The sequence below is a fragment of the Metallosphaera sedula DSM 5348 genome (genome assembly GCF_000016605.1).
Classification (GTDB): domain Archaea; phylum Thermoproteota; class Thermoprotei_A; order Sulfolobales; family Sulfolobaceae; genus Metallosphaera; species Metallosphaera sedula.
Window position 1 is genome coordinate 823,124 of the sequence record NC_009440.1, and the last position, 21,226, is coordinate 844,349.

At 47.1% G+C, this 21,226-nt stretch carries 25 protein-coding genes; 10 read left to right on the plus strand and 15 right to left on the minus strand.

The genetic code is table 11. The features are described from left to right. Positions 1 to 60 precede the first annotated feature (60 nt). Entirely contained in the window at positions 61 to 1,539 is a 1,479-nt protein-coding gene (locus tag MSED_RS04525; protein ID WP_048060023.1) for an APC family permease, read from the minus strand. 657 nt (positions 1,540 to 2,196) lie between these two features. On the opposite strand from MSED_RS04525, the gene MSED_RS04530 reads away from it, so the two are divergent. Beyond that, a complete protein-coding gene (locus MSED_RS04530) occupies positions 2,197 to 2,823 on the plus strand; it encodes an MBL fold metallo-hydrolase (RefSeq protein ID WP_012020849.1) in 627 nt (208 codons plus the stop codon). Here the strand turns inward: MSED_RS04530 and MSED_RS04535 are convergent. Further along, complete coding sequence (locus MSED_RS04535) at positions 2,820 to 4,232, minus strand: MFS transporter (RefSeq protein ID WP_012020850.1); 1,413 nt, start codon at positions 4,230 to 4,232, stop codon at positions 2,820 to 2,822. The genes MSED_RS04530 and MSED_RS04535 overlap by 4 nt on opposite strands. A gap of 505 nt (positions 4,233 to 4,737) precedes the next feature. Here MSED_RS04535 and MSED_RS04540 point away from each other — a divergent pair. Next, the gene (locus MSED_RS04540; RefSeq protein WP_012020851.1) at positions 4,738 to 5,841 is read left to right on the plus strand and encodes an aminotransferase-like domain-containing protein; all 1,104 of its coding nucleotides are present in this window, start codon (positions 4,738 to 4,740) and stop codon (positions 5,839 to 5,841) included. Positions 5,842 to 5,868: 27 nt separating this feature from the next. Here MSED_RS04540 and MSED_RS04545 read toward each other — a convergent pair whose 3' ends face one another. From MSED_RS04545 to MSED_RS04555, 3 genes are all read right to left on the minus strand, one after another. Beyond that, positions 5,869 to 6,561 (minus strand): TIGR00266 family protein, encoded by a 693-nt coding sequence (locus tag MSED_RS04545; RefSeq protein ID WP_012020852.1) that lies wholly within the window; start codon positions 6,559 to 6,561, stop codon positions 5,869 to 5,871. Positions 6,562 to 6,588: 27 nt separating this feature from the next. Next, positions 6,589 to 6,837, minus strand: a complete 249-nt coding sequence (locus MSED_RS04550) for a sulfurtransferase TusA family protein (RefSeq protein WP_048060024.1) — start codon at positions 6,835 to 6,837, stop codon at positions 6,589 to 6,591. 75 nt (positions 6,838 to 6,912) lie between these two features. Further along, positions 6,913 to 7,290 carry a cupin domain-containing protein gene (locus MSED_RS04555; RefSeq protein WP_012020854.1) on the minus strand — a complete coding sequence of 126 codons (378 nt, stop codon included), beginning with the start codon at positions 7,288 to 7,290 and terminating at the stop codon, positions 6,913 to 6,915. Between the two features lie 118 nt (positions 7,291 to 7,408). Here MSED_RS04555 and MSED_RS04560 point away from each other — a divergent pair, with 118 nt between their 5' ends. Continuing rightward, a complete protein-coding gene (locus MSED_RS04560) occupies positions 7,409 to 8,503 on the plus strand; it encodes a hypothetical protein (RefSeq protein WP_012020855.1) in 1,095 nt (364 codons plus the stop codon). Positions 8,504 to 8,701: 198 nt separating this feature from the next. Here MSED_RS04560 and MSED_RS04565 read toward each other — a convergent pair whose 3' ends face one another. Then, on the minus strand, positions 8,702 to 8,938 hold the full coding sequence (locus MSED_RS04565) for a DUF504 domain-containing protein (protein ID WP_012020856.1): 237 nt from the start codon (positions 8,936 to 8,938) through the stop codon (positions 8,702 to 8,704). 102 nt (positions 8,939 to 9,040) lie between these two features. Between MSED_RS04565 and MSED_RS04570 the strand changes: the two genes are divergently transcribed. Then, complete coding sequence (locus tag MSED_RS04570; protein WP_012020857.1) at positions 9,041 to 9,280, plus strand: type II toxin-antitoxin system CcdA family antitoxin; 240 nt, start codon at positions 9,041 to 9,043, stop codon at positions 9,278 to 9,280. Continuing rightward, a complete protein-coding gene (locus MSED_RS04575) occupies positions 9,261 to 9,626 on the plus strand; it encodes a type II toxin-antitoxin system VapC family toxin (RefSeq protein ID WP_012020858.1) in 366 nt (121 codons plus the stop codon). Before MSED_RS04570 ends, MSED_RS04575 begins: the two co-directional genes overlap by 20 nt. A 9-nt stretch (positions 9,627 to 9,635) precedes the next feature. Here the strand turns inward: MSED_RS04575 and MSED_RS04580 are convergent, their stop codons facing one another. Genes MSED_RS04580 through MSED_RS04585 form a run of 3 tightly spaced genes read right to left on the minus strand, consistent with a single transcriptional unit; the run spans position 9,636 to position 10,366 of the window. Next, positions 9,636 to 10,019, minus strand: a complete 384-nt coding sequence (locus tag MSED_RS04580; protein ID WP_012020859.1) for a hypothetical protein — start codon at positions 10,017 to 10,019, stop codon at positions 9,636 to 9,638. A gap of 33 nt (positions 10,020 to 10,052) precedes the next feature. Then, positions 10,053 to 10,208 carry a hypothetical protein gene (locus MSED_RS12435; RefSeq protein ID WP_225938864.1) on the minus strand — a complete coding sequence of 52 codons (156 nt, stop codon included), beginning with the start codon at positions 10,206 to 10,208 and terminating at the stop codon, positions 10,053 to 10,055. Further along, positions 10,175 to 10,366 carry a hypothetical protein gene (locus tag MSED_RS04585; protein WP_012020860.1) on the minus strand — a complete coding sequence of 64 codons (192 nt, stop codon included), beginning with the start codon at positions 10,364 to 10,366 and terminating at the stop codon, positions 10,175 to 10,177. Before MSED_RS04585 ends, MSED_RS12435 begins: the two co-directional genes overlap by 34 nt. Before the next feature lie 160 nt (positions 10,367 to 10,526). On the opposite strand from MSED_RS04585, the gene MSED_RS04590 reads away from it, so the two are divergent. Next, positions 10,527 to 11,489 (plus strand): DUF973 family protein, encoded by a 963-nt coding sequence (locus tag MSED_RS04590; protein ID WP_012020861.1) that lies wholly within the window; start codon positions 10,527 to 10,529, stop codon positions 11,487 to 11,489. On the opposite strand, the gene MSED_RS04595 is transcribed toward MSED_RS04590, so the two are convergent. Beyond that, on the minus strand, positions 11,478 to 12,308 hold the full coding sequence (locus MSED_RS04595; RefSeq protein WP_012020862.1) for a cation diffusion facilitator family transporter: 831 nt from the start codon (positions 12,306 to 12,308) through the stop codon (positions 11,478 to 11,480). The genes MSED_RS04590 and MSED_RS04595 overlap by 12 nt on opposite strands. A 69-nt stretch (positions 12,309 to 12,377) precedes the next feature. Beyond that, positions 12,378 to 12,797 carry a hypothetical protein gene (locus tag MSED_RS04600; RefSeq protein WP_012020863.1) on the minus strand — a complete coding sequence of 140 codons (420 nt, stop codon included), beginning with the start codon at positions 12,795 to 12,797 and terminating at the stop codon, positions 12,378 to 12,380. A gap of 148 nt (positions 12,798 to 12,945) precedes the next feature. On the opposite strand from MSED_RS04600, the gene MSED_RS04605 reads away from it, so the two are divergent. Continuing rightward, positions 12,946 to 13,935, plus strand: a complete 990-nt coding sequence (locus MSED_RS04605) for an alcohol dehydrogenase catalytic domain-containing protein (RefSeq protein ID WP_048060025.1) — start codon at positions 12,946 to 12,948, stop codon at positions 13,933 to 13,935. Positions 13,936 to 13,965: 30 nt separating this feature from the next. Here MSED_RS04605 and thiC read toward each other — a convergent pair whose 3' ends face one another. Then, positions 13,966 to 15,261 carry a phosphomethylpyrimidine synthase ThiC gene (thiC, locus tag MSED_RS04610; RefSeq protein WP_048060026.1) on the minus strand — a complete coding sequence of 432 codons (1,296 nt, stop codon included), beginning with the start codon at positions 15,259 to 15,261 and terminating at the stop codon, positions 13,966 to 13,968. A 417-nt stretch (positions 15,262 to 15,678) separates the two neighbouring features. On the opposite strand from thiC, the gene MSED_RS04615 reads away from it, so the two are divergent. After that, a complete protein-coding gene (locus MSED_RS04615) occupies positions 15,679 to 17,112 on the plus strand; it encodes an MFS transporter (RefSeq protein WP_012020866.1) in 1,434 nt (477 codons plus the stop codon). Positions 17,113 to 17,114: 2 nt separating this feature from the next. Here MSED_RS04615 and MSED_RS04620 read toward each other — a convergent pair whose 3' ends face one another. Then, positions 17,115 to 17,504 (minus strand): type II toxin-antitoxin system VapC family toxin, encoded by a 390-nt coding sequence (locus MSED_RS04620; RefSeq protein ID WP_012020867.1) that lies wholly within the window; start codon positions 17,502 to 17,504, stop codon positions 17,115 to 17,117. After that, complete coding sequence (locus MSED_RS04625; RefSeq protein WP_012020868.1) at positions 17,483 to 17,713, minus strand: hypothetical protein; 231 nt, start codon at positions 17,711 to 17,713, stop codon at positions 17,483 to 17,485. Before MSED_RS04625 ends, MSED_RS04620 begins: the two co-directional genes overlap by 22 nt. A gap of 99 nt (positions 17,714 to 17,812) precedes the next feature. On the opposite strand from MSED_RS04625, the gene MSED_RS04630 reads away from it, so the two are divergent. Together MSED_RS04630 and MSED_RS12145 are read left to right on the plus strand one after the other, a co-directional pair. Beyond that, complete coding sequence (locus MSED_RS04630) at positions 17,813 to 18,493, plus strand: class I SAM-dependent methyltransferase (protein WP_012020869.1); 681 nt, start codon at positions 17,813 to 17,815, stop codon at positions 18,491 to 18,493. Positions 18,494 to 18,616: 123 nt separating this feature from the next. Continuing rightward, the gene (locus MSED_RS12145) at positions 18,617 to 18,874 is read left to right on the plus strand and encodes a hypothetical protein (RefSeq protein ID WP_144418745.1); all 258 of its coding nucleotides are present in this window, start codon (positions 18,617 to 18,619) and stop codon (positions 18,872 to 18,874) included. A gap of 215 nt (positions 18,875 to 19,089) precedes the next feature. Here the strand turns inward: MSED_RS12145 and malA are convergent, their stop codons facing one another. Beyond that, positions 19,090 to 21,075: an alpha-glucosidase MalA gene (gene malA / locus MSED_RS04635; protein ID WP_012020870.1), complete on the minus strand. Its 1,986-nt coding sequence runs from the start codon at positions 21,073 to 21,075 to the stop codon at positions 19,090 to 19,092. Positions 21,076 to 21,226: the final 151 nt, after the last annotated feature.

Consider the following 21,226-nt stretch of genomic DNA (forward strand, 5'->3'; position numbering starts at 1 on the left):
TATTAAAAAGATTCTATTAACAAGGCAGATCTAAAGGGGTAAAGAGTGGTCATTTTTCATCTAGGCTTCTACTTCTCCAGATCCCTTAGCCGATTTTATGGCTAGAGCAAAGAATACGGGTGCCAGAGCTAAAGTTGCAATAATCTCATAAATGGTGTTAGAAACCAGAACACTTATAGTTGTTAATACCATAGCATATCCCACGTACCATAATGCTGGTTTCACGGGTCTGTTTATCATGGCCATTACTAGCATGGATACCCCTATGATCAGGGTGCCAAATAGAGTCTTAGGGAATCCCAGCCAAGTATATATGAGGCCAGATGTTATAAATCCAACCATGGAAATGGCCTTATATCCTCTGTTGGAAGTGAGAACATACAGGCTAATAGGCCCTGTTGCGTAACCCAGCACATGAGCTGCAATGAGGTAGCCAATTGACTGCTCAAACGTAGGAGAAACAAATAACAGCACTATCGAAGCTAAGAGGGAGAGTAACGTTGGAATAACAGGAATTCCACGCTTTTCGCTTACCTTTCCCAGTCCCTTGGGAGCACTGCCCACCTTGACCAGAGCATACATGTACCTGCTGATGTCTCCAGCGCCAATTAAAGATGCACCGGAGGGCGAGATTACACCATCTATGATGAAGAGTGCTCCAAGCACTGGTATACCGGCTATTAAAGCGCTTTGAGTTAAAGGCGCACTCATCTTTGAAACGTATCCCCATCCGTGACCTAGAATTTCAGGCGTGAGGGAACCTATGAAAACTATGGGAACAAGGGTGTAGACAATCATGGAAAGCAGGAAGGCAATCAGTATGGCTTTTCCGGTCTGGTTCTTGTTTTTGCTTTCACCAGCATATACCATAGCGCTTCTAAATCCTCCGTACGCGAACATCGTTAACGCTATGGCATCTAGGAAGGTTGATGTGCCCGATTGGGTTGGAATGGTAAAGTTTGAAGGATGAAACGCGAGAATCCCCACAAGAGCTACGTAAAGTGCCAATATCCCAAGCTTGGTGTAAGTTATAACATTCACACTTAGGGACTGAGTTCTAATTCCCATGTAAACTAGGAAGTAAATTGCGGAAACAATGCCTATTTCGACGAGATCACCCGCTAAGGTTGGGGAACCGTTACTCCATAAAGATGGAAAGATGTAGGAAAGGTACTGTAGGGAAGCCTCAGCCTCAATCGGTACCACAAACAACGTTCCTATGAGATAGAGCCATCCTACGGAAGAGGCAAGAACTTTGCCGTGGGTTACATTAACGAATCTTACCTTACTACCCACTACCGGATACATTTTCGCAAGCTGAGAGTACACAAAAACTAAGGGAAGTAACATTATTCCTCCAGCTAACCACACAAGTGGAGTTAGACCACCTGCCATTGATGCGGTTACAGCGGGCAGGAGCAGAATTCCCGATCCTATGATATTGCCCAAGGAAAAGGCTATCATGGAGAGAAGTCCCGCTGACTTACGAAAATTAGGATTATCTACTACGATTCTGTTTAAGTAATTTTTAGTTTCCATGTTAATATGGTCAATAATTGATAGATAATAAGCATTATACGGTAGATTTATTAAAGACATTCATTATTAAGGTGAAGTTATTGAATACTATCTATTGTTATCTCTAATTAATTATAGCGGAAGTGAAGAGTTTAAACATAATGATAATATGATTTTATCTAGTTTATCTCGTATACGGCTGGAGAATTGTTTCGGAGGAGATACGTGTCTCCTTTGACGATTCTGGGTCTCATGATGAAGATCAATGATGTTCTACCATTGATTTATACTCCTCAATCCTCTATCGCGGAAAGTTTTTGAGCTCCTTGTCCTTCAAAGGAATCGTGAGTTGGCGATTGATTCTTCCATTTTTATTGACTAGTTAATAATTACCCTAAGAAGAATTTTAGTTTTCCATGCGAAGTCTTACCAATACCTGTGGCTTTCAAGATACTTAGTATTCCTGTTGTCGACAACAGGCAGATGTGGGAAAGTCGATTGATTAATAGATCTTACTTGTAGTTTTCATAATTTTACGCTGTATTTTTCATGGATTTTAGGGATTTTTAAGATTGATACATTAGAGTTCGAGACCGTAATAGGTGCGTTACTCCGTCTAGTTGGTCTCCAACTCCAGATTTCCGTTAGACAAATTACTCCTCTCACACTACACTTCATATGATTCACGAGATTAATTTGAGGTTCGTTAAGGCATTCCTACTGGACGTCAGGGGAAAGCTAATACTGGTAGATTCCGGGACTCGCGGTAATGGGGCCAGGATACTGGAAGAGGTAAGAAGAGTGGGAAAGGATCCAAAAAGGATTGAGGCAGTAATATACACTCACTCCCATGGTGATCATATAGGGAGTGCGGGGGAACTGAGGCTATCTAGAAACCTGATACATGAGAACGGGATAAAGTACCTCACTAACGGAATGGGAAGAAAACCAGTTCTTCACTCCTCACTGCTTAAGTTGGCTTTCGCTCTCGGCTCGCCATTCTTCAACTCCAAGCTCACCCCCGTGTTTGGGGCAGAGCCCTTGAAGGAGGGAGAGGTCTTCCCGGGAGTTATAGTGATATATACCCCAGGTCACACCGACGACTCCATCTCCATCTACGTCGAGGATGAAAAGGCCCTACTAGTCGGAGACATGCTACAGGGCACTAAAAATGGCCTCAGGTTACCCCTGATTTACGAGGACCTTGAGCAACTCAGGAAAAGCGTGGAGAAGGTGAAGCAGTTCAAGGTGGAGAGGGTTTACGTTTCCCATGGGATTAGCGGTCCCCCAAGATGGCCCCTCTAGGCTTTCTCCTCCATACGTATCTCTTTCCCCCTAAGGAAGGAGAAGAACGTGGCCACAGCCAGCACCACTGCCGAGATCAAGAAGGCGTAATGAAGCCCTACCACGAAAATAGAGGAGAGCCCACCATCTAACTTGGAGGTTCCCAAGAATATCTTAAAGGCCACCTCCTTAGGAATTGCAGCCGCTGCCACCGAAAGTGTTATCACGTAGCTCAGAATTATTCCCACGTTTCCAAGGGTCCTCGAGAGACCTGAGACTGAACCAAAGTATCCCTTGGGAGCACTTGACATTATGGCACTGGTGTTAGATGGCCAGAACATCCCTGAACCCACACCATTAATCCCAGAAATTAGCAGTATCCATGTGTAAGGAGTTTCCGGCGTTAGCACGAAATAGAACATTATCACAGACAGCATGATGATGGCTATCCCTCCGGTGGCAAACCATCTGGAACCATACCTATCGGTTAACTTACCCATGTAGGGTGCTAGGAAGCTGGCCACAACATAACCTGGAAGAAGTAACAGGGACGCATCTAGGGGAGATAGCCCCCTTACGCCCTGAAGGTACATGATGAGGAGAAAGGTGATGGCTAGTCCCCCTATTGCCTGCAGGAAGGTAGCGGTCAAGGAGTAACCCAGGAGCCTGTACCTAAACATCTTTAGGTCTATCACGGGACTCTTCGCCCTACTCTCGTTAAAGATGAAGGCCCCAACGAGTATTATCCCCACGACCAGTATTCCCAGATTCAGGGAATCAACCCCGACGCTCGCCATTACAATGGAAGAATAGGAAACGAGAACCAGTGCAACTCCAAGGAGTACTGCTCCCGTGACGTCAAGTTCCCTTTTCACCTTGTTGACGTCCTTAATGTACTTCACACCAAGGATAGTTGCTACAACCCCTATGGGGACATTAATGTAAAAGATGTAAGGCCATCCAAAGAAAGTGGTCAAGGTTCCTCCCAAGACTATTCCTAGAAGGGCTCCTATGTTCCAACCCAGTGAAGTGTAACCGTAAGCCCTCCCCATCATGTTAGGGGGAAAGTGATCTGCAACTATTGCCCCGCTGTTTGCAGTCATCATCGCCCCTCCAACCCCCTGAATTAGTCTAAATGCAATTAACAGATAAATGGAGTTTGACAATCCACATAACGCTGAGGCAACGGTGAAAATTACGAAACCCAGGTTAAAGATCTTGGCCCTCCCGTAAATATCCCCTATTCTTCCAGTCTGAGTTGTGAGTATGGCCGTTACCAGCAGGTAAGCCAAGAGAACCCAAATTGCCGTAAAGAGATCTGCGTGTAAATCCTGAGCAATTTGAGGCAAGGCCAAGAGAACAATGGTTCCGTCAACCGCGGCCATTAACGTCCCAAGGACAAGTACTAGAAGGATTACTGTTCTATTCATAAGTAAATTGGGGACCTCACTAGCTTAAAAACTTAACTACTTAATTATTAACTATTTTAGTAATAACTTTAACTCTTAACAGGGTGTAAATAGCAAGATAGTGTAAATTCTACAAATTTATGCGTTTCCATCTAGGCGTTTATACAGATTTTGAGACGTTTCAAGGTCGGCACGGATCCTCACGACGGTAACTCTCGGATTAGGGCAAAACTTGAAGCAGATTCTTGTTACCTTCTCTGTCCTAACCGCCCGGGTGTAAAGCGGTAAGTAGTTTTCCTAAAGCAGAGAACTCTTCAAGATGTTTAGATGTAAATTGAACAGTATAAAAACAAATTCACCCTTTTATCTGAACAGTGAGGAGAATCCTCACGTTCTCGTTTACAGTCATCTGCATCAATAAAAATCTTCTTATATAGATGGGATAAAAATTAAAAATAATGTTGAATCATCTGGAATTAGTCTGACAACAGAAAAAGAACTTATATTCATAGTATCGAAAAAAGATATGCCAATAAACATAGGAGGAGGATTGCCTGATCCCAGAACGTTCCCCTGGGAGCGTATGGGTGAGATTGTAGATTACCTTATCAGAGAAAGGAGCGAAACAACCCTGCAGTATGCCCCAAGTGAAGGTATAGAGGAGGTCAGGAAAGAGATATCCAATTTTGTTAGGAAGAGAGGATTCTCCTTGGAGGAGGATCAGATACTTATAACGGGAGGAGCTAAGGAGGCCATATACTTACTCTCTGAACTTTTCTCGCAGAACATGGTAGCCTCTGAGGAACCCACGTTTCAGGGATTCATAAGTACCATGAGTTACAGAGGGTTAAGGGCATATCCAATCCCTTGGGATGAATACGGTCCCATGACCGACGTCCTCGAGAAGAGGTTAAAGGCACTTCGAATGTGGGCAGACCCAGTGAAGTACTTTTACGTAGTCCCAGTTCACAACCCGACGGGGAGAGTCATGACCAAGGATAGGCGCAAACACCTCCTTGAGTTGGCCAGTGACTTCAACTTTCAGATCATTGAGGATGACATATATGGGTTCTACATGTATGACGATCCTCCCTATCCTGCACTTAAATCCCTTGATAAGGAAGGAAGAGTAATCTACATCTCAAGTTTTAGTAAGATCATTTCTCCAGGGCTCAGGGTAGGCTTCATAGGCTATGAGGGAAGGGAGATCGAAAAGTTAGCTACTATCAAGAGCGAAATTAATCATCAAGTTTCTACACTGGATCAACTTATCGTGGGGGAAATGCTCAGGAGAGACCTCGTGGACGCCGTAGTCGAGAACTCCGTACTCCTTTACAGGAAAAAGAGGAACGTCATGCTCGACGCAATAGAGGAATATTTCCCGTCCAGCACTGGGTGCAGTTACACAGAGGGAGGTTTCTTCACTCTATGCAGAAAAGAGGCACTAGACTCGTCATCCCTGCTCAAGGAGGCCTTGAAAAGGGACGTTAAGTTCATTCCTGGAGAGAAGTTCTTCTACTCTAGCGAACAGGGAAGAAATTCCTTTAGACTTAGTTTCAGTTTCGCTAAGGAGGAAGAAATAGTGGAAGGTGTGAGGATACTTGGTGAGCTGTTGAAGGGAATTAAATGAAGTGAACAGACCAGAAATCCAAGAAAATCAGAAGTTTATGTTTATTCCTCCCTGCTGGCCACTGGGAAGGAATGGGATTAGCGCACTAGCTAACTGTTCTGCGGTCAGCGTGTGAAGCCATACCCTACCTGGGCCAGTAATGGTCACGAAGAACAGTCCCTCGTGGGCGAAGAACACTGACCTCAGGCCTCCAACTAGCTGGACCGAATAGTTCATTCCCTCCTGAAAGGCCATTAGGTGCGAGGCCTCCACCTGGATCGTCTCGCCCGGCGCAAGATCACGCACAATTAACCCGCCATACGAGTGAAGGAATACATTCCCCACTCCCCTGAATCTAGCTAGGAAAAGCCCCTCTCCACCTAACCATCCTGCGGTAAGTCTGGCCATTGTTGCGTCATATTCAATGCTAGTCTCCGCCCCTAGGAAGGAGTGGGCCTCTACCAGAATTGATCCGCCCTGTAACTGTATTGGTACAATCTTCCCGGGAAATATCCCTGAGAGTATAACGTCTCCCGGTCCGTAAAACTCCGTAACGAAGAAAGAACCTCCCGTCAACACCCTCTTAAGACCTGAAAGGAAACCTCCCCTCATTCTGGTCTGCATGTTCACCGATGCGGTCTTCATTATCATGTGACCTGCATCGGCGTAAAAACCCTCCTGAGGTGCAAGTTGAACTTTCAGGTACTGGAGATCGTCCCCCATTATCTGATATTGTGGCATACACTCAGTAGGTATTCTCCCCTTTATCTATTTAGTCTTCAGGATCTTGATCCTGTACGTGTTTCCCTCCTTGACTGACACGCAGGGGTAACCCCTGCTTTCGCAGATCTTTGGTATTGTCACGTTCATGGGCTCCTCGTCGCTAATTACCTCCAGAACTTGGCCCGGTTTCATGTGATTCAACTTCTTCACTATCTCAATTTGAGGTTCCGGACATGCCTCCCCCCTCAGGTCCAGAACGTCATCTGGTTTCCTATCCTGAAGTTCGTTACTCATGGTATCAACTCTTTCTTTCAAATATTAAGCTTCTCCCATTTTTAAGGGAAATATCTCGTTTTGATAAAAACAAGATTATGGACAATCATCCTCAAGGAGTGTTATGCTCATGTCGTCGGTATAATCTATGATGCAGAAGAACTCCAGATGTTCGTCCTTGTTCTGGAAACCGTGCTTCACCCCACCATTTATGAAAATGAAATCGCCCTCGTGTAGCTCGTATACCTGGTCCCCAACACATACTGCGCATTTCCCCTTCGTGATCACCACTGTCTCTTGATATTTGTGTACATGCATTCCAATTCTGCCGTGGGGAAGGAGGGTGAACTTCCTCACAGCGTAATGGGCACCGTGATCGGAGGTGACCAACCATTGAATGAACGCGTCCCTGGACCCCTTTATCTTGACCTCTGATCGTGGGACTTGGGAAATCCTAGAGATGTGAAAGTCCATGAAGGTAGATGTGTCCGGGAGTAAAAATATGTTCACGTTTGTTGCACGTAACGAGATCCTGTGGAGTTGGGGAGTTGGATAAGCTAGGTTATTTAGTCGTGAAAACCACATCTCCTCAATGATTCTCACTGCCGATCCCTCCACGTTCAGGGGCACTTGGCGTCGGCTAAGGTACCCTCCCTACGGGCTGAGGAAAGTCGAGTCGATCTCCGGAGGTAAGATAGTGCCCCCAGAGCAACTGGGGAAATATCGTAACGAGATACTAGGCCTTTACGTGAACGATCCGCTGGGTCAATCGGAGATCGGTAAGGCAATATCCTACGTTATTCAGGACGATCCTCCCTACGTGAAGTCCTTCAAGCTCTTTGGGAGGAGATTGAGGGAGATCAAGGAGAGGAATTCCCTGAAGGTTGTGGTTGGGGGACCCGGGGCATGGCAACTCACGGGTAAGGATTGGATTGACTCCATACTCATTGGAGAGGCCGAGGAGAACCTGGAGGAGGCCTTGAAGGGGAGTGGGATAATTTACGGGAGGAAGGCTGAACATTTCGTTGCAATAAGGGCACCCTCAGGACTAGCGGAAGTTGAGGTGAACAGGGGGAATAGAAGAGTGCCCGAGCACGTGATCGAGGAGGAGATGAGAATACAGGGTTTGGCCCACGGAAAGGTTAATCTGATCACGACTGACCTCCTGAGCTACGGGGAGGAGAGGGAAGTGGTGAACCTTCTGCTCAGAGCCAGGAGATTCGGGGAGGTCACCTTCTCCAACCTGAACTCGTTGACGGCAATGAACTTCGATCTGGGAAAGATTAGGGAGGCCTTGAACCTCAATGAGAACCATTGGATCTCACCCGTCCTCAACAGCGTCCAGGGATCCTGCGTGTACTCCCTTGAGGCAGAGGTGCTGAAGTCCCTGAATAAAAACTACATTTACCCCATGGTTTACGTTGATGAGGAAAGGGCCGACGAGTTCCTGGAGTATAGGGCCATAATCGTGCCACTTCCCAAAACTGAGAGGTATTACGAGGTCCTGTACAGGGTTTGGCAACACGACAGGACCCTGGTGAAGGTACCCTTCTCGTACGTGGTAGATTACGTCCTGAGAAAGGCCGTGGAAACGAGGGGAGAGAATCTGAGGAGATTGAACAGGCTTAATCTGGTTAAGGACCTGTTCTCGGCGTCCTTCTTCAGGTTAGTCCAGTTTGTAAGCTAGGCCTGGGAGCGTGTCCCGGAGGGATCTGGGTGACCCAACGTATCACGTGAAGTGTCTCAATCACAGGGGACCAGTCGATGTAGTCAGGCGGATTCGGAGAACAGGATGCCTCCCGGCTTGAGCGAAAAGATCTCCCCGTGTAACCACACGAGAGCTCGGCTCTCAAAGGATAAACGGGGTTTGCGACCGCGTGATTGCTCACCGTCTATTGGCGGTTCTGCTCCATATTACCTGCCCCTTCATCCTGATTTCCATAACCCTATGAATGGGTATCACGGTATCATCATCTAGGTAAATGTAGGTGTTATCCACTCTCTCTATCCTTGGAAACGGAATTTCCACCAGCCCCTTGAATCTATCCACGATCAACACCGAGTAATTCTCCAGATCCCGCCTTGTCCACAGGATCCTGTTAAGTTCGTCCTTGATGGTCACATTGTATCATCGTGGGACAAAGCTAAATTCTCGTCGTGCACATGAGCCAGGGATCTCAAGGGAGGTAGTAACACTTTTTACTTTCCACGAGGTAGTAATGATATGAGCTGGGTCACAGTGTCTACCAAGGTGAGAAGGGAACTGCTGGAAAAGGCCAAGGAGTACGGAGTTAACGTGTCTGAAGTGCTTAGGAGGGCGTTAGAGAACGAGGTGAGGGAGAGGGAGAGGGAACAGGCCAGAAGGAGCGCTGCCCTAATTGCTGAAAGGCTTAGCGTGTCAAGGGAAGACGTGATCCGCATAATCAGGGAGAGCAGGGACAAGGATGGCAAGGTACGTGATTGATGCAAGCTCGATCATTGAGGTTGTGATGAGATTACGCGAGGATGCCATATCTTTTCTGGAGGAATGCGTCAGCGCGGATCTGGTGCTTTACGAGATTGGTAACTTCCTTTGGAAGACGCGATACTCTGAACTTCTGGAGCCATTTAGACATGTCCTTGAGTTCATACCGCTGGAGAGCGTTGGGTTGAACCATGAGGTCCTCAAGATCGCCAATGACGAGAGGTTAACCTACTATGACGCGGTCTACCTTTACCTCAGTAGGAGGAGAGGACTTCAGCTAATAAGTGAAGACAATGACCTGGTTAGAAGGGGAGCCATAACGGTTCAACAGGCACTTGGGAAATGAGGAGCCAGTTCAACAGTATTCCTCAAGTTTCCTAAGGTAATCATTAACGTTCCTTCTGCTGGACTCGTCACGGAGATATCCTTGATCCAGGGAATTCCTCTGAGCACAATAAACTAGAACCGCCTTCATCTTGTCTTCCTCGCTCCTCTGGAGCTTCCAGGCCTCCAAGTAACTGATAATAACCTCCTCGGGAGGGGATATATACACCCAATAGGACCCGTCCACCACCAGTTTTAGAGGCTCCTTTCTCCTGTCATAAACGTTAGATACAATGTCTATTCCCCTTTCCGAAATCTCTCTAATTCTGGGCAGCATTATCTTCAATCCAAGGTCGGAGATCCTGGACAATACCCTCCTAACAACTTCAACGTTTCCCTCCACAATGATGTCCACATCCCCGGTTCTGTAGCCTCTTCCCGAGAATATCTATGCTGCGAATCCTCCAACAATGGTTACTCTACCCTCACCCTTCTCCTCAAGGAAGGAATTAAGGATCGCCAAGAACTTTAGGAACCTATCGGTCTCGCTTCCCCTTAACTCCTTAATGCTCAGTAATATCCTCCTATACAGTTCGTCCTCCAATACACTTCCCCGCCAACCCTGAAACATCCCAGTTCCTTCATAAGCTCCACGTTCTCCTCAGCGAGTTTAGCGAGCCTTTTCAGGCCAGCCTCTGACACCTTGTTACCTCTATATCTAGGCCTCTCCTCCAGTAGTCTTATTATTATCTTGGGATCCACATGATGATTTCGACATTGAGACAAAAGAATCTAACTCAAAATTATATCTACTCTGGAAGATCCCGGTCTTCCAAAGCCATAAATTTCAGGTTTTCACACGCTCTCTGATTAATTAATGACTTATGAAAGGTTTTAAATCGCGTCTGCAGTAAAGTCAAGTGTGAATTTTAATCAGATCGAGGTGGAATCGCTCTCCAGGCTAAAGACCTCCGCGTTTCTCGGCATTCTGGGCTCAGTGATAGTGGCAGTGTACTCTATAACGTATTACCTGGTATTTCTGCCAAATGCCCTTGTCCAAGGTCAAGTTCAACCTTTACCCATCACAAGGTTCCTGATAATCCCTAACATCGTAGTTGATCTGATAGCTGGAGTAATTCAGCTACTGGTTTTCTATCATGCCAGGCAAGGATTCAAGGGGCTCTCTAGCCTTAACATTCCAACCAAGAATGGGATAACCGGAGCCACGATCCTCATGATATTTGCCATAGTGGGCCTTCTGGGGGTGGTGCCATCACTTATCTTTTTACAATCTGTGGCATTACCATCTCTGACCTTTGTTAGGCCAGGGCCTCCTCCGTCACCCTCATCTCTGATACTGTTGGGAATCTTGGCTATAGCCCTCTTGATCTTCGCTATAGTAGGATTTGTTGGGCTCGTCTTAGTCATCATAAGCGAGTATTCCCTTGGAACTAGGTACGGAGAGGGATTCATTAAGCTTGGATCGATCCTTCAGGTAATTCCTTTCCTCAATTTTATTGGATATATTCTACTCTACCTTGGATTTTCTAACTCAGTTAACAAGGTGAGATCAGGGACCTTTCAAGCTCCCCAACAATCTCAACCGGTTTATCAGGTAGGCCTGGGCACCCTCTCACCGAGCGGGGTAGCTAGGTTCACGCTGTACTCTGTAAGGAGTGTGAGTATAACCTCCGCGTCGCTTGGGTTGCTCAATCAACAGGTCGTGGCTCAATCAATTTCCACGTCAAACCTTAACCCTGGTACAAACGTTATCGAGGTCAACTTCGGTCCCCTACAGTTGATGGCTGGTAGCTACTACGTGGACCTAACCCTCAGTGATGGGACATCCGTAAGGGTTTACGTTGTCCTTAGCTCATCCAGTTAAGGAACCAAAACCTGATTCGATCTCTTCATCCCTAGACTCAAATTGGATGGTCACGTGGGTCACGTTGAACTTGTCCCTTAATATCCTCTCGACCTCCCTTCTCTTTTCGTCAATTTGTCCAAGGGTTACATTAGGCTCCTCAATGACGTGCAGGGTTGCCACCCTCATGTGAGGGCATATATTCCATACGTGAACGTGGTGAACTGTCCGGAAAACTGATTTGAGGCTGTCCTCAACCTCCTTCACGTTCACGGGAGATCTCTCCATCAACGTGTAGATCCCCTCCTTAACGTTTCCAAGGCTAGTTAGTGCCAAAACTCCCAGTACTAGGAATGAGCCGAGGGGGTCAACCCACGGAAGTCCAGTGATCAGGACTACGAACCCCACGACTGCCCCTAAGGCAAAGGTAAGGGAGTCAAGGAGTGCGTGAATCCTTATCCCCTCCTTGATCTCATCTCCGTGTTCCGTTGACGAGAGGATCGAGAATCCCAACGCCACGAGGGAGGCCATCATCACGATCCACGGGTTATCGCTCACCCTGAGAACCAGCAGAGTCACGGAGAACACTAAACCGATCACCACTCCCACCACGACGGTAATCACGTTCAGGAGCGAGTACAGCACCTCTAGCCTGTGCATGCCGTAGGTGTAGATGTTGTCCCTCCTGTCCAGAACCCTTGACGCCATCCAGGTCAGGGTGACCACGATCGCATCCAGCACGGAGTGAAGGGACTCCGAGCCCAAGGTCGCGCTCCTACCCACGAAGGAGAGAACCAGCAGAAACGCAGTGGTTGACCAGAACCCCAGAAGACTTCTCATGGATAAAGCTTGATTTCAAATTATATAAACTTTCTTTAGGGATGTCCTAATTGCATTAATTTCCTCAAGTCAAGACTTACTTGCGTTCATCACGAGGATTGAGTGAGGTTGGACCCCTACGGGCTCAAGAAAAACGGGCAGGGTGACGTTTTGCGGTACGTTGTCTATCACTAGCTCAACGGTGATGTTCTTGTGAAGGATCAGGGGAGTGGAGTTCTGAAGCCTGAAGACGCCGTTCGGAGGACCCTGATTCATGGGAGCGTAGGTCACCCCCTCGATGGTCACGGTTTGAAAGGGTCTGAAATACACCAGGCAAACCACCCCCTCATGGGCGTAAATTCCCGGAACCAAGGTAGTCACGTTGAGGTTCCCGCCAAGGCTCGAGTTGGAGGGAACTGGGACCTGGTTGGGAAGGTGGGTCACGATAACTTCTGTGATCACGGAGACCAAGAATATCAGAGTTATCCCAATGACGAATGCTCTGTTCATGGGTTGAAGTAGACTTCCCAGCTTTTAGGGAAGCGTTAAAGTCTCTATAATCCCTTCCGCAGTCTCCCGAAGGACCCACTACAAAATGGCGAAAAAAGCAACTTTAGGGCGGAAAGCTTTAACTATCCAACAAGGATACACTTTACTTATGAAAGCTATTCTATTTGAGAAATCTGGATTGGAAAACCTAAGGGTAGGTGAGGTAAAAGATCCCGAACCCGGATCACATGATGTTGTAATAAGGGTAAAGGAATCTGGGGTGAACCCCATCGACTACTTTGTCGTGGCAGGTATACAGGTGAAGCCCATGCCCCACATTCCAGGTGCAGAGGTGTATGGAGAGGTAGAGAAGGTAGGGGATCACGTGAAGACCGTGAAACCTGGGGACAAGGTGGTGGTGTATAACAGGGTGTTTGACGGCAACTGTGATATGTGCCTACGCGGGGATGAGATGTTGTGCAGAAATGGTGGAATCATGAGCCTGGTGACCCAAGGGGGCTGGGCAGAAAAGATGGTGGTACCGGAGAAGAACCTCGTGAAGGTAAACCTGGATTCGGCACTGGCCGCAAGCTTACCCGTAGCAGCACTCACCTCGTACCACGCCCTTAAGGAGACTGAGGTTGGAGTCGGGAAGACAGTGGTAGTGTTTGGGGCCTCAGGGAACACCGGTATGTTCGCAGTTCAGTTGGCCAAGAAGATGGGAGCGAGGGTGATAGCGGTGTCAAGAAAGTCATGGCTTAAGGAATTTGGGGCAGACGAGATCGCAGATTACTCCAACATGAAAGAGGTTGTGGAGAAGGCCACGAACGGGAGGATGGCCGACGTGGTGATTAACTCGCTGGGTACCTCGGCCTGGGACGCTTCCATGAGCGTCTTGGGACGAAGGGGGAAACTGGTTGTCTTCGGCACCCTAACCGGGGCTGAGGTCAAGCTCAACCTATCAGCAGTATATTCAGCTCATGGACAAATTGTGGGGACTACTGGTGGAACCAGGGCAGAGCTTGTGGAGTTGGCAGAGATCTGCTCCGACTGCAAGGTTAAGGTTCACAGGGAGTACCCTCTGGAGAAGGCAGCGGAGGCACTTAGGGAGCTCAACTCTGGAGGTAGGGATGGAAGGATAATGTTGAAGATCCAATGAATGTGACCTATGTTTTCTTCCATGATCACGTCAAGTTCTCTTCATTTTCTCGGTAACTCTGGGTAGTACCAGGTAGACGCAAAGGTCTCCACACATGGTGCATGAACCGAGAGGCTTGTCTTTGTATTGAGTGTAGATCTGTTTCGCCCTATCCTGATCGAAGGTGAGCGAGAACATCTTCAACCAATTGAGAGAGGCCCTAGCCACGCTCATTTCTCTGTCCTTTTCCCTAGCCCTCTCCCCGAGTTTAATCGTATCCCCCACATGGGCAGCTATCTTAAATGCTATGAGTCCCTCCTTCACTTGTTCTGGGGTAGGCAAGGAAAGATGTTCTGCAGGTGTAAGATAACATAACATATCAGCTCCGTGAGCTGAGGCGACTGCACCTCCTATGGCTCCGGCAATGTGATCATAGCCTGCAGCTATATCGGTAGGTAAAATTCCTAGGACGTAATATGGAACTCCTCCAGAGAGTTCCTTCTCAAGTTTTATGTCCATCTCTATCTGATCTAAGGGCATGTGACCAGGTCCCTCTATCATTACCTGGACTCCCTTTTCGACCGCCCTCCTGGCCAACCTAGCGTTATTTATGAGCTCAGCTACCTGGAACTCGTCATGCGCATCAGCAATTCCTCCAGGTCTGAGCGCATCTCCAAGGCTCAGGGTAACATCATATTCCCTTGCTATTTCCAGGAGATAATCGAACTCTGAATAAAGCGGGTTCTCCCTTTGATTATGTAGGGACCATGCAGCCATGATAGTTCCACCCCTGCTCACGATACCTGCCACTCTTTTCTTCTCAACTAGTTTTCTGGAGAGCTCGAGGGTAATTCCAGTGTGAACAGTGATGAAGTCAACTCCGTCATCTAACTGTTTCCTTATCACCCTGAAAAGTTCATCAGGCGTGAAGTCGATTACGTACTTCCTTCTTGTGACCATCTCATAATATACCTGATAAATGGGGACCGTCCCCACGGGCATTTCTGCGTGTTCTATTACCATCCTCCTCATGGAATCTATGTCACCGCCATCGGTTAGGTCCATTAGGGAATCCGCTCCGTATCTATTCGCTATCTCCACCTTCCTCAGTTCCTCTTCTATATTGTAATGATCAGTCGAGGCACCAATATTAACGTTCACCTTCGTTGAGAGCCCCTCCCCTACTGCGGTGTACTTCCTCAAGTTTCTTTTCAAGTTCTTGAGAATTACTACTCTGCCTGTAGCGACCCTATCCCTAATCTTTTCCGGAGATACTCCCTCGATTTCAGCGATCTTCCTCATCTCCTCGGTGACATTTCCCCTTCTCGCCTCGAGGATTTGTGTCATATATAATAACATTATAAAGTAAGTTATAAGAATATCGTCTAGTTAGATCATTAGATAATAGTTTATTTCTCATTGAACCAGGACATGGAGGACAAGGGCAAGTTCTTCATGCAAAACGGGAGGTTCTATTCAAATCATGTGAGATTATGAAAGTCGAGGATGTATATGATCCTTAAATCGAAAAGTAAAAATCTCAATGAAAAGTCTTAGTAAAAAGTTCTAATTAATTCTTTTTAAATTACGCTGTTTTCAACAAGCTATTAATACGACAATTGAATCTATTCACGAAATCCTAACCTAAATTTTAAGGAAAATCTTACGATCATCAAACTAGTTTTTTACAATTTATTCCAGGCTAAATGTACTGTTAAAAAGATATATCGAAAACTATTAATATGTGACTACCTGGCAAATCCTATGGACAGGAAAGCTCGGGAGACCTTAATTATTCTAATATCCGTGTCGCTTCTCATTAACTACGTTGAGACCATGGTAGTCCCGGCCGTCCCCAAAATTCAACAGGACTTTGCGACCACAGAGACCCTGGTAGCCTGGGTAACCTCGGCATTTACCATCGTGGGGGCAGTGGTCTCGCCGGTTTTCGGTAAGCTCGGAGATCTTTACGGGAAGAGGAGAGTTTATCTCCTTTCCATGGTTTTCTATACCTTCGCGGTGGTAATGGCTGGTTTCTCCCCAAACATTTACTTTCTGATTGCGGCTAGGGCTATCCAGGGACTTGGTTTCGCCATGTTTCCGCTGAGCTTGGCAATAATCACGGACATTCTCCCGCCTGAGATGATAGCAACGGCACAGGGTATCATAAGTGGAACCATGGGGATAGGGACTGCGCTCGGACTAGTCGTGGGTGCCTTCATTGATCAGGATCTAGGCTGGCAGTACGCCTTTCACATCGCGTTCGTGATTTCCCTCATCCTCCTATTCGCTGCGGTGAAGTTAGTTCCAGAGACGGGGGTTAGAAAGAAGGCGATGATAGATTACGTGGGGTTTGGGACCCTCACTGCCGGTGTCACGCTGATCCTGATTTACCTAACCCAGGAGTCAAGTTGGGGATGGTTTTCCCCGCAGTCATTGTCGCTCTTGATCCCTGGTATGGTTTTCCTTGGCTTCTTTGGATGGTATGAGCAGAGAGTTAAGAATCCCGTAATAGAGCTTAGGCTCCTTAAGATCAGGAACGTTATGGTGGCCAACATCGCGGGCCTTATCTCCGGGATTATGATCCTGGCCCTGTTTTACGGGATAATATACTACACCCAACTGCCTCACCCCTTTGGCCTCGGCCTCGACATAATCTCAGCCGGGTTGACCCTGGCTCCCTCTACCCTTGTGATGTTCGTGGTGGGTCCAATTCTAGGAAGAATGATAAATAGGGTTGGGCCGAAACCCATCATTGCCGTGGGTTCCCTGGTCATGATGCTAGGTTTCTATCTCTTAATAGTAAATAGGGCAACTCCCCTAGACGTTACCATGGACACTGTGGTGGGCATGCTAGGCCTTCTCTGCCTCATGATTCCCATAGTGAACATGATATCCGTGTCTCTACCTCCCGAGGATAGGGGAGTGGGCATAGGGATGAACACGTTGATTAGGAACATAGGTAGCGCTGTTGGGCCAGTGATCACGACCTCCATAATGTCGAGCTATCAGGGGGCCTTTGTTCTTCCCTTCGACGGGACTTACATGGTTGAGATACTCCCAAGTTCAACGGCTTTCGACCTCATATTTACCGTGGGAATAGGGATGGCAATCCTGAACCTGTTAATATCTTTGACCGTTAAGAACTATAGGTTCCAGGCTAAGCCAACAAAGGAGGTGGTAGTTGAGGCCAAGTGAGATTAGAGTAGGTCATCTGAGCTGAGAACCTCTAGTCCGTATTTCTTCAACCTAGAAAAGTGGCGCGCGTTATTCGTGACCAGCGTGAGCCCATTTGCGATGCAGATGCTACCTATGATGAGGTCTGGGTCGCTTAAGGGTCTTCCCTCTCTCCTTAGCTCAGCGTAAATTTTGGAGGCCGTCATCACGGACCTGTTATCTAGACAGAGAACCGTAAAATTCTCCTCGAGATCTCGCTTGAAGTCTGCTACATCCTTTCCCAGGAACGCTATTCCCCTCAGAAATTCAAAGAGCGAGATACAAGTTGTATAGTATCCTGAAACCTTTCCCTTGAGATTCCTTGAGTATACGAGTATTAGGGCGTCAGTGTCTAGGCACTTCTCCTTCTCCACGATCTCCTTCCCTCTCTAGTTAGTCGGATCAGGGTTTCAGCCTCGTTCTCGCTCAGGGTAAGATTTGGCGACGCGATCATGTTCTTGAAAACTTCCCTGAAAAAGTCGTCCCAGCTAAGGGCCATACCCCTCTCTATTTCCATTCTCCTCCTTAGTTTTTCGAGTTGTGACTTCACGTCCTCGCTTACGGCAATTGTAGTGTAAGTCATTATGTAATTATATGATTAAGATAATTTAAGTCCACTTGATTTTGTGTGCCCCTAGAGGGCAAGCAATAGTTATAACCTAGTTATAAAGCAAGTTATATCATGTCCAGCTTTGATAAGTTCTCTGAAAAATACGACACGTGGTTCCTCAATAACAGGAATGTGTTAATGTCAGAGCTCTTGCTTGTCGAGAAAATGTTGAGAGGGGAAAGGAAAATACTCAGCGTTGGATGCGGTAGCGGGCTCTTTGAATCGCTTCTAAGAGAGAGGGGGATAATGATAGAGGACTGTGTGGAACCCTCAGAGATGGGTAAGATTGCCGAGGCTAGGGGCCTGAGGGTGAAGAGAGGTTACGCGGAGGAGCTTCCTGTCCATGAGAAATATGACGCGGTGTTAATGAACGGGGTTATTCACTACCTCAGGGATCCAGCGAAGGCCTTACTTGAGGCTAACAGGGTGCTCAGGGAAGGAGGACATCTAATCCTCTGCTGGGTTGCCGGAGAAGGATCATATGGACTCCTGTATAGGCTGGCGTCACTAGTGGGTTGGAAAGAGCTAGAGGGAGTTTCGCCAAAATCTCCTTATCCTCTCGAATTTGTGAGGGAAGCTAAATGGCAAACAGTGGGGGAAGTCAGGTCACTTCTCAGGAATGCAGGGTTTGAGGAGGTGTTGATAATGCAGACCTTAACGAGACATCCAAAGTACTCTAACGATGAGGCAGAGGATCCCTCGCAGGGTTATGATAGGGGAGACTATGTATGTATAAAGGCCAGGAAAACATAGTCTAGGATAAATTTTTGTATCATGAGAATCCCTTATGAAAACTATTTTAGAGCCTGATAGCGTACTATCCAGATTTGCTTTTGATAGATTATATATTTACTTCATTAAATTTTGCCTAGCCGATTGACTCACAAGATCACTTCATGTCACGCTAACTACATGGACCCCACAAGGAAGTCGGCTCTCCCATGTAGTTATAGAGCCAGAACTTCTGTAAGGACAGCAATGCCCTGGGGGACGTCCCTCGCCTTACCTTCTGAGCATTATCTTGGCTTATACGATCAGGATCCTAAGGAACTGGTGAAGGAGGCCATGCTATCGGGTTCATCCATTCTAGCTGAAGAGATCGCATTGAGAGTTGCAACAATATTCCAAGACTAATGGTATGTTCACAGTTTTTAATTAGTATAATTTTTATTTACTATGTTTCATAGAAGACCTACATACACCTTAGTACGCAGGCTCCTATTTAGGTAGAGCTTTAGGAATTTGAACCATGATGCGTGGGATAGAAAGTCGTGTCGATGTTCATAACTGAAATTATTTGAGTATCATGATCAAAACCCTCCCTTCTAAAGGCATAGGCAAGTTCTATGTTACTTAATCCTTATTGCTGTAACCTCGGAATTAACACTAATCATTCTTCTACCGTTTTCATCAATACGTATCAACGACTTGATGTAGACTGGAGGTGAGAATGTAACTATGTTGTCTGTGGAAACTATCTTGGTTCCCCAATACTCGTACTCCCCGTTTCCATACACTAACAGTCCATGATCTGACAGGGGAATTATGGCTCCCTCCCTAACGTAGATTGGCAACTCATCTTTGGATCTTACCCATCCCTGCATTACTTCCCCAGTCCAGAAGTCTGCCCACTTTTCAGGAAGGTACACGTCCCTGCTATCCTCTCTCCCCATGAGAGGGGCATACAATAGGAATTTCCCCACTAGATACTCGTCATCGATCCTGTAGGTGTCCTCGTCTTCCTGATACTCGTAAAAGAGAGGCCTGATTATGGGATGTCCAGTTCTATGCGCCTCCTCAGCCAGTGCGTAAAGGTAGGGCAGGAACATTTTTCTGGTCTCCATGACCCTCTTCACCTTCTCCTTGTACATGCTAGGTAGGAACACAGGTTCACTATCTACTCCATCCTTGCTCTTATGCGTCCTGAAGAAGGGAAAGAACATCGCCAACTGAAAGTGCCTAACGAGCATCTCAGGCGAGTTCTCGATCTCTGGAAATTCTCTACCCTGAAATCCTCCTATGTCCATTCCGACGTAAGGTACACCGGACATCGAAAGCCCTAAAACTAGCTGTAGCTGTAACTTCAGCTGATTCCAGGAGGCGGTATTATCCCCTGTCCAGATTCCCGCGTATCTTTGGATCCCTGCGTAGCCCGACCTACTTAAGATAAACATCTCCCTTCTCGCCCTCGACACCCCATCAAAGGTGGCCATGGCCTCATAATAGGGATACGCGTTCCTGACCTTCCCGTGTTTGACTTTCCTCCCTTTCAGGACGTGTACCACGTTCTCGGGAAAGACGTAGGAGAAAGGAGTCTCCCTAACCTGGAAGTCCCTACAGGCTTGCCTCAACCTGAAAAGCTCCGTGAAGTCCGTTGGCTCGTTCATGTCCAACCAGATTCCGTCTATCCCCTGCTCCACCCACTCCCTTACTAGTTCTGCCCACCACCCTCGGGCATCCTCTCGGAAGAAGTCAGGGTACACACAGTTACCTGGCCACAGTTTCCCCACGAACAGGTCTCCGTTCTCCGTCTCACAGTACTTACCGAGTCCCAACTTGAATACCTCGTAGTTCTGGTCTGCCCTCACGCTGTGGTCCACGATCGTGATTACCTTGACCCCTCTCGAGTGAACTTCCTCAAGGAATTTCTTCGGGTCAGGGAACCTCTTGGGGTGCCAGGTAAACAACTTGAATTGATCCATGAAATCGATGTCCAGGAAGATTGCCGACACGGGAAACCCATCCTTCCTGAGTAGGTCAAGAAGTTCTAGGATGTGGGTGTCAGGGTAATATGAGTACCTCGATATCATGTAACCAAGGGCCCACTCAGGGGGAAGGAAGGGTAACCCCGTGAGGGATACATATCTCTCGATCACCTGTTCTATTCTAGGTCCCTCAAAGACGTAGAGTTCCACGTAATCCTCGGGTATGGTTATCCTTATTTCGTCGTAGTGATCCCTTCCCACGTCAAAGACTAACCTGGAGGCCGAGTTGACGAAATAGCCTGTGGCAACTCCTCCTCTCACCACTATCATGAAGGGAATGTTCACGTACATGGGGTCGGAGTACTTGTGATATGCCCCAGCATCGACGTTATACATCACGTATTTACCTCGTTTTCTATCCAGTTCAAAGGCCTTCTCTCCGTGTCCTAAAACGTGATCCTTGATGCCTAGGGGTTTGATGAGGGTTAGCCCTTCCTCCTCCTCGAGCTCGAGATCGAAATCCTGCAGGGATTTGTAGCTAAGCTTTCCCTGAAATTGGAAATCAACTGGAGGGAAGGGATCGTTTATAAGGAACTGGTAAGTTCCTTCCTTCTCAAAAGCCTTTATCATGGGAGAAATGGGATGAGGGAGATCTTGAACTTTCTGGTTTACTCTTTAGACTAGATCGAGAGATGAAACTCGTATGGATCAATTTTCGAACTAGAACTTATCATTTATCCGTGATTCTATTCGTTGAATAGTTATGATCGTCAATGATATT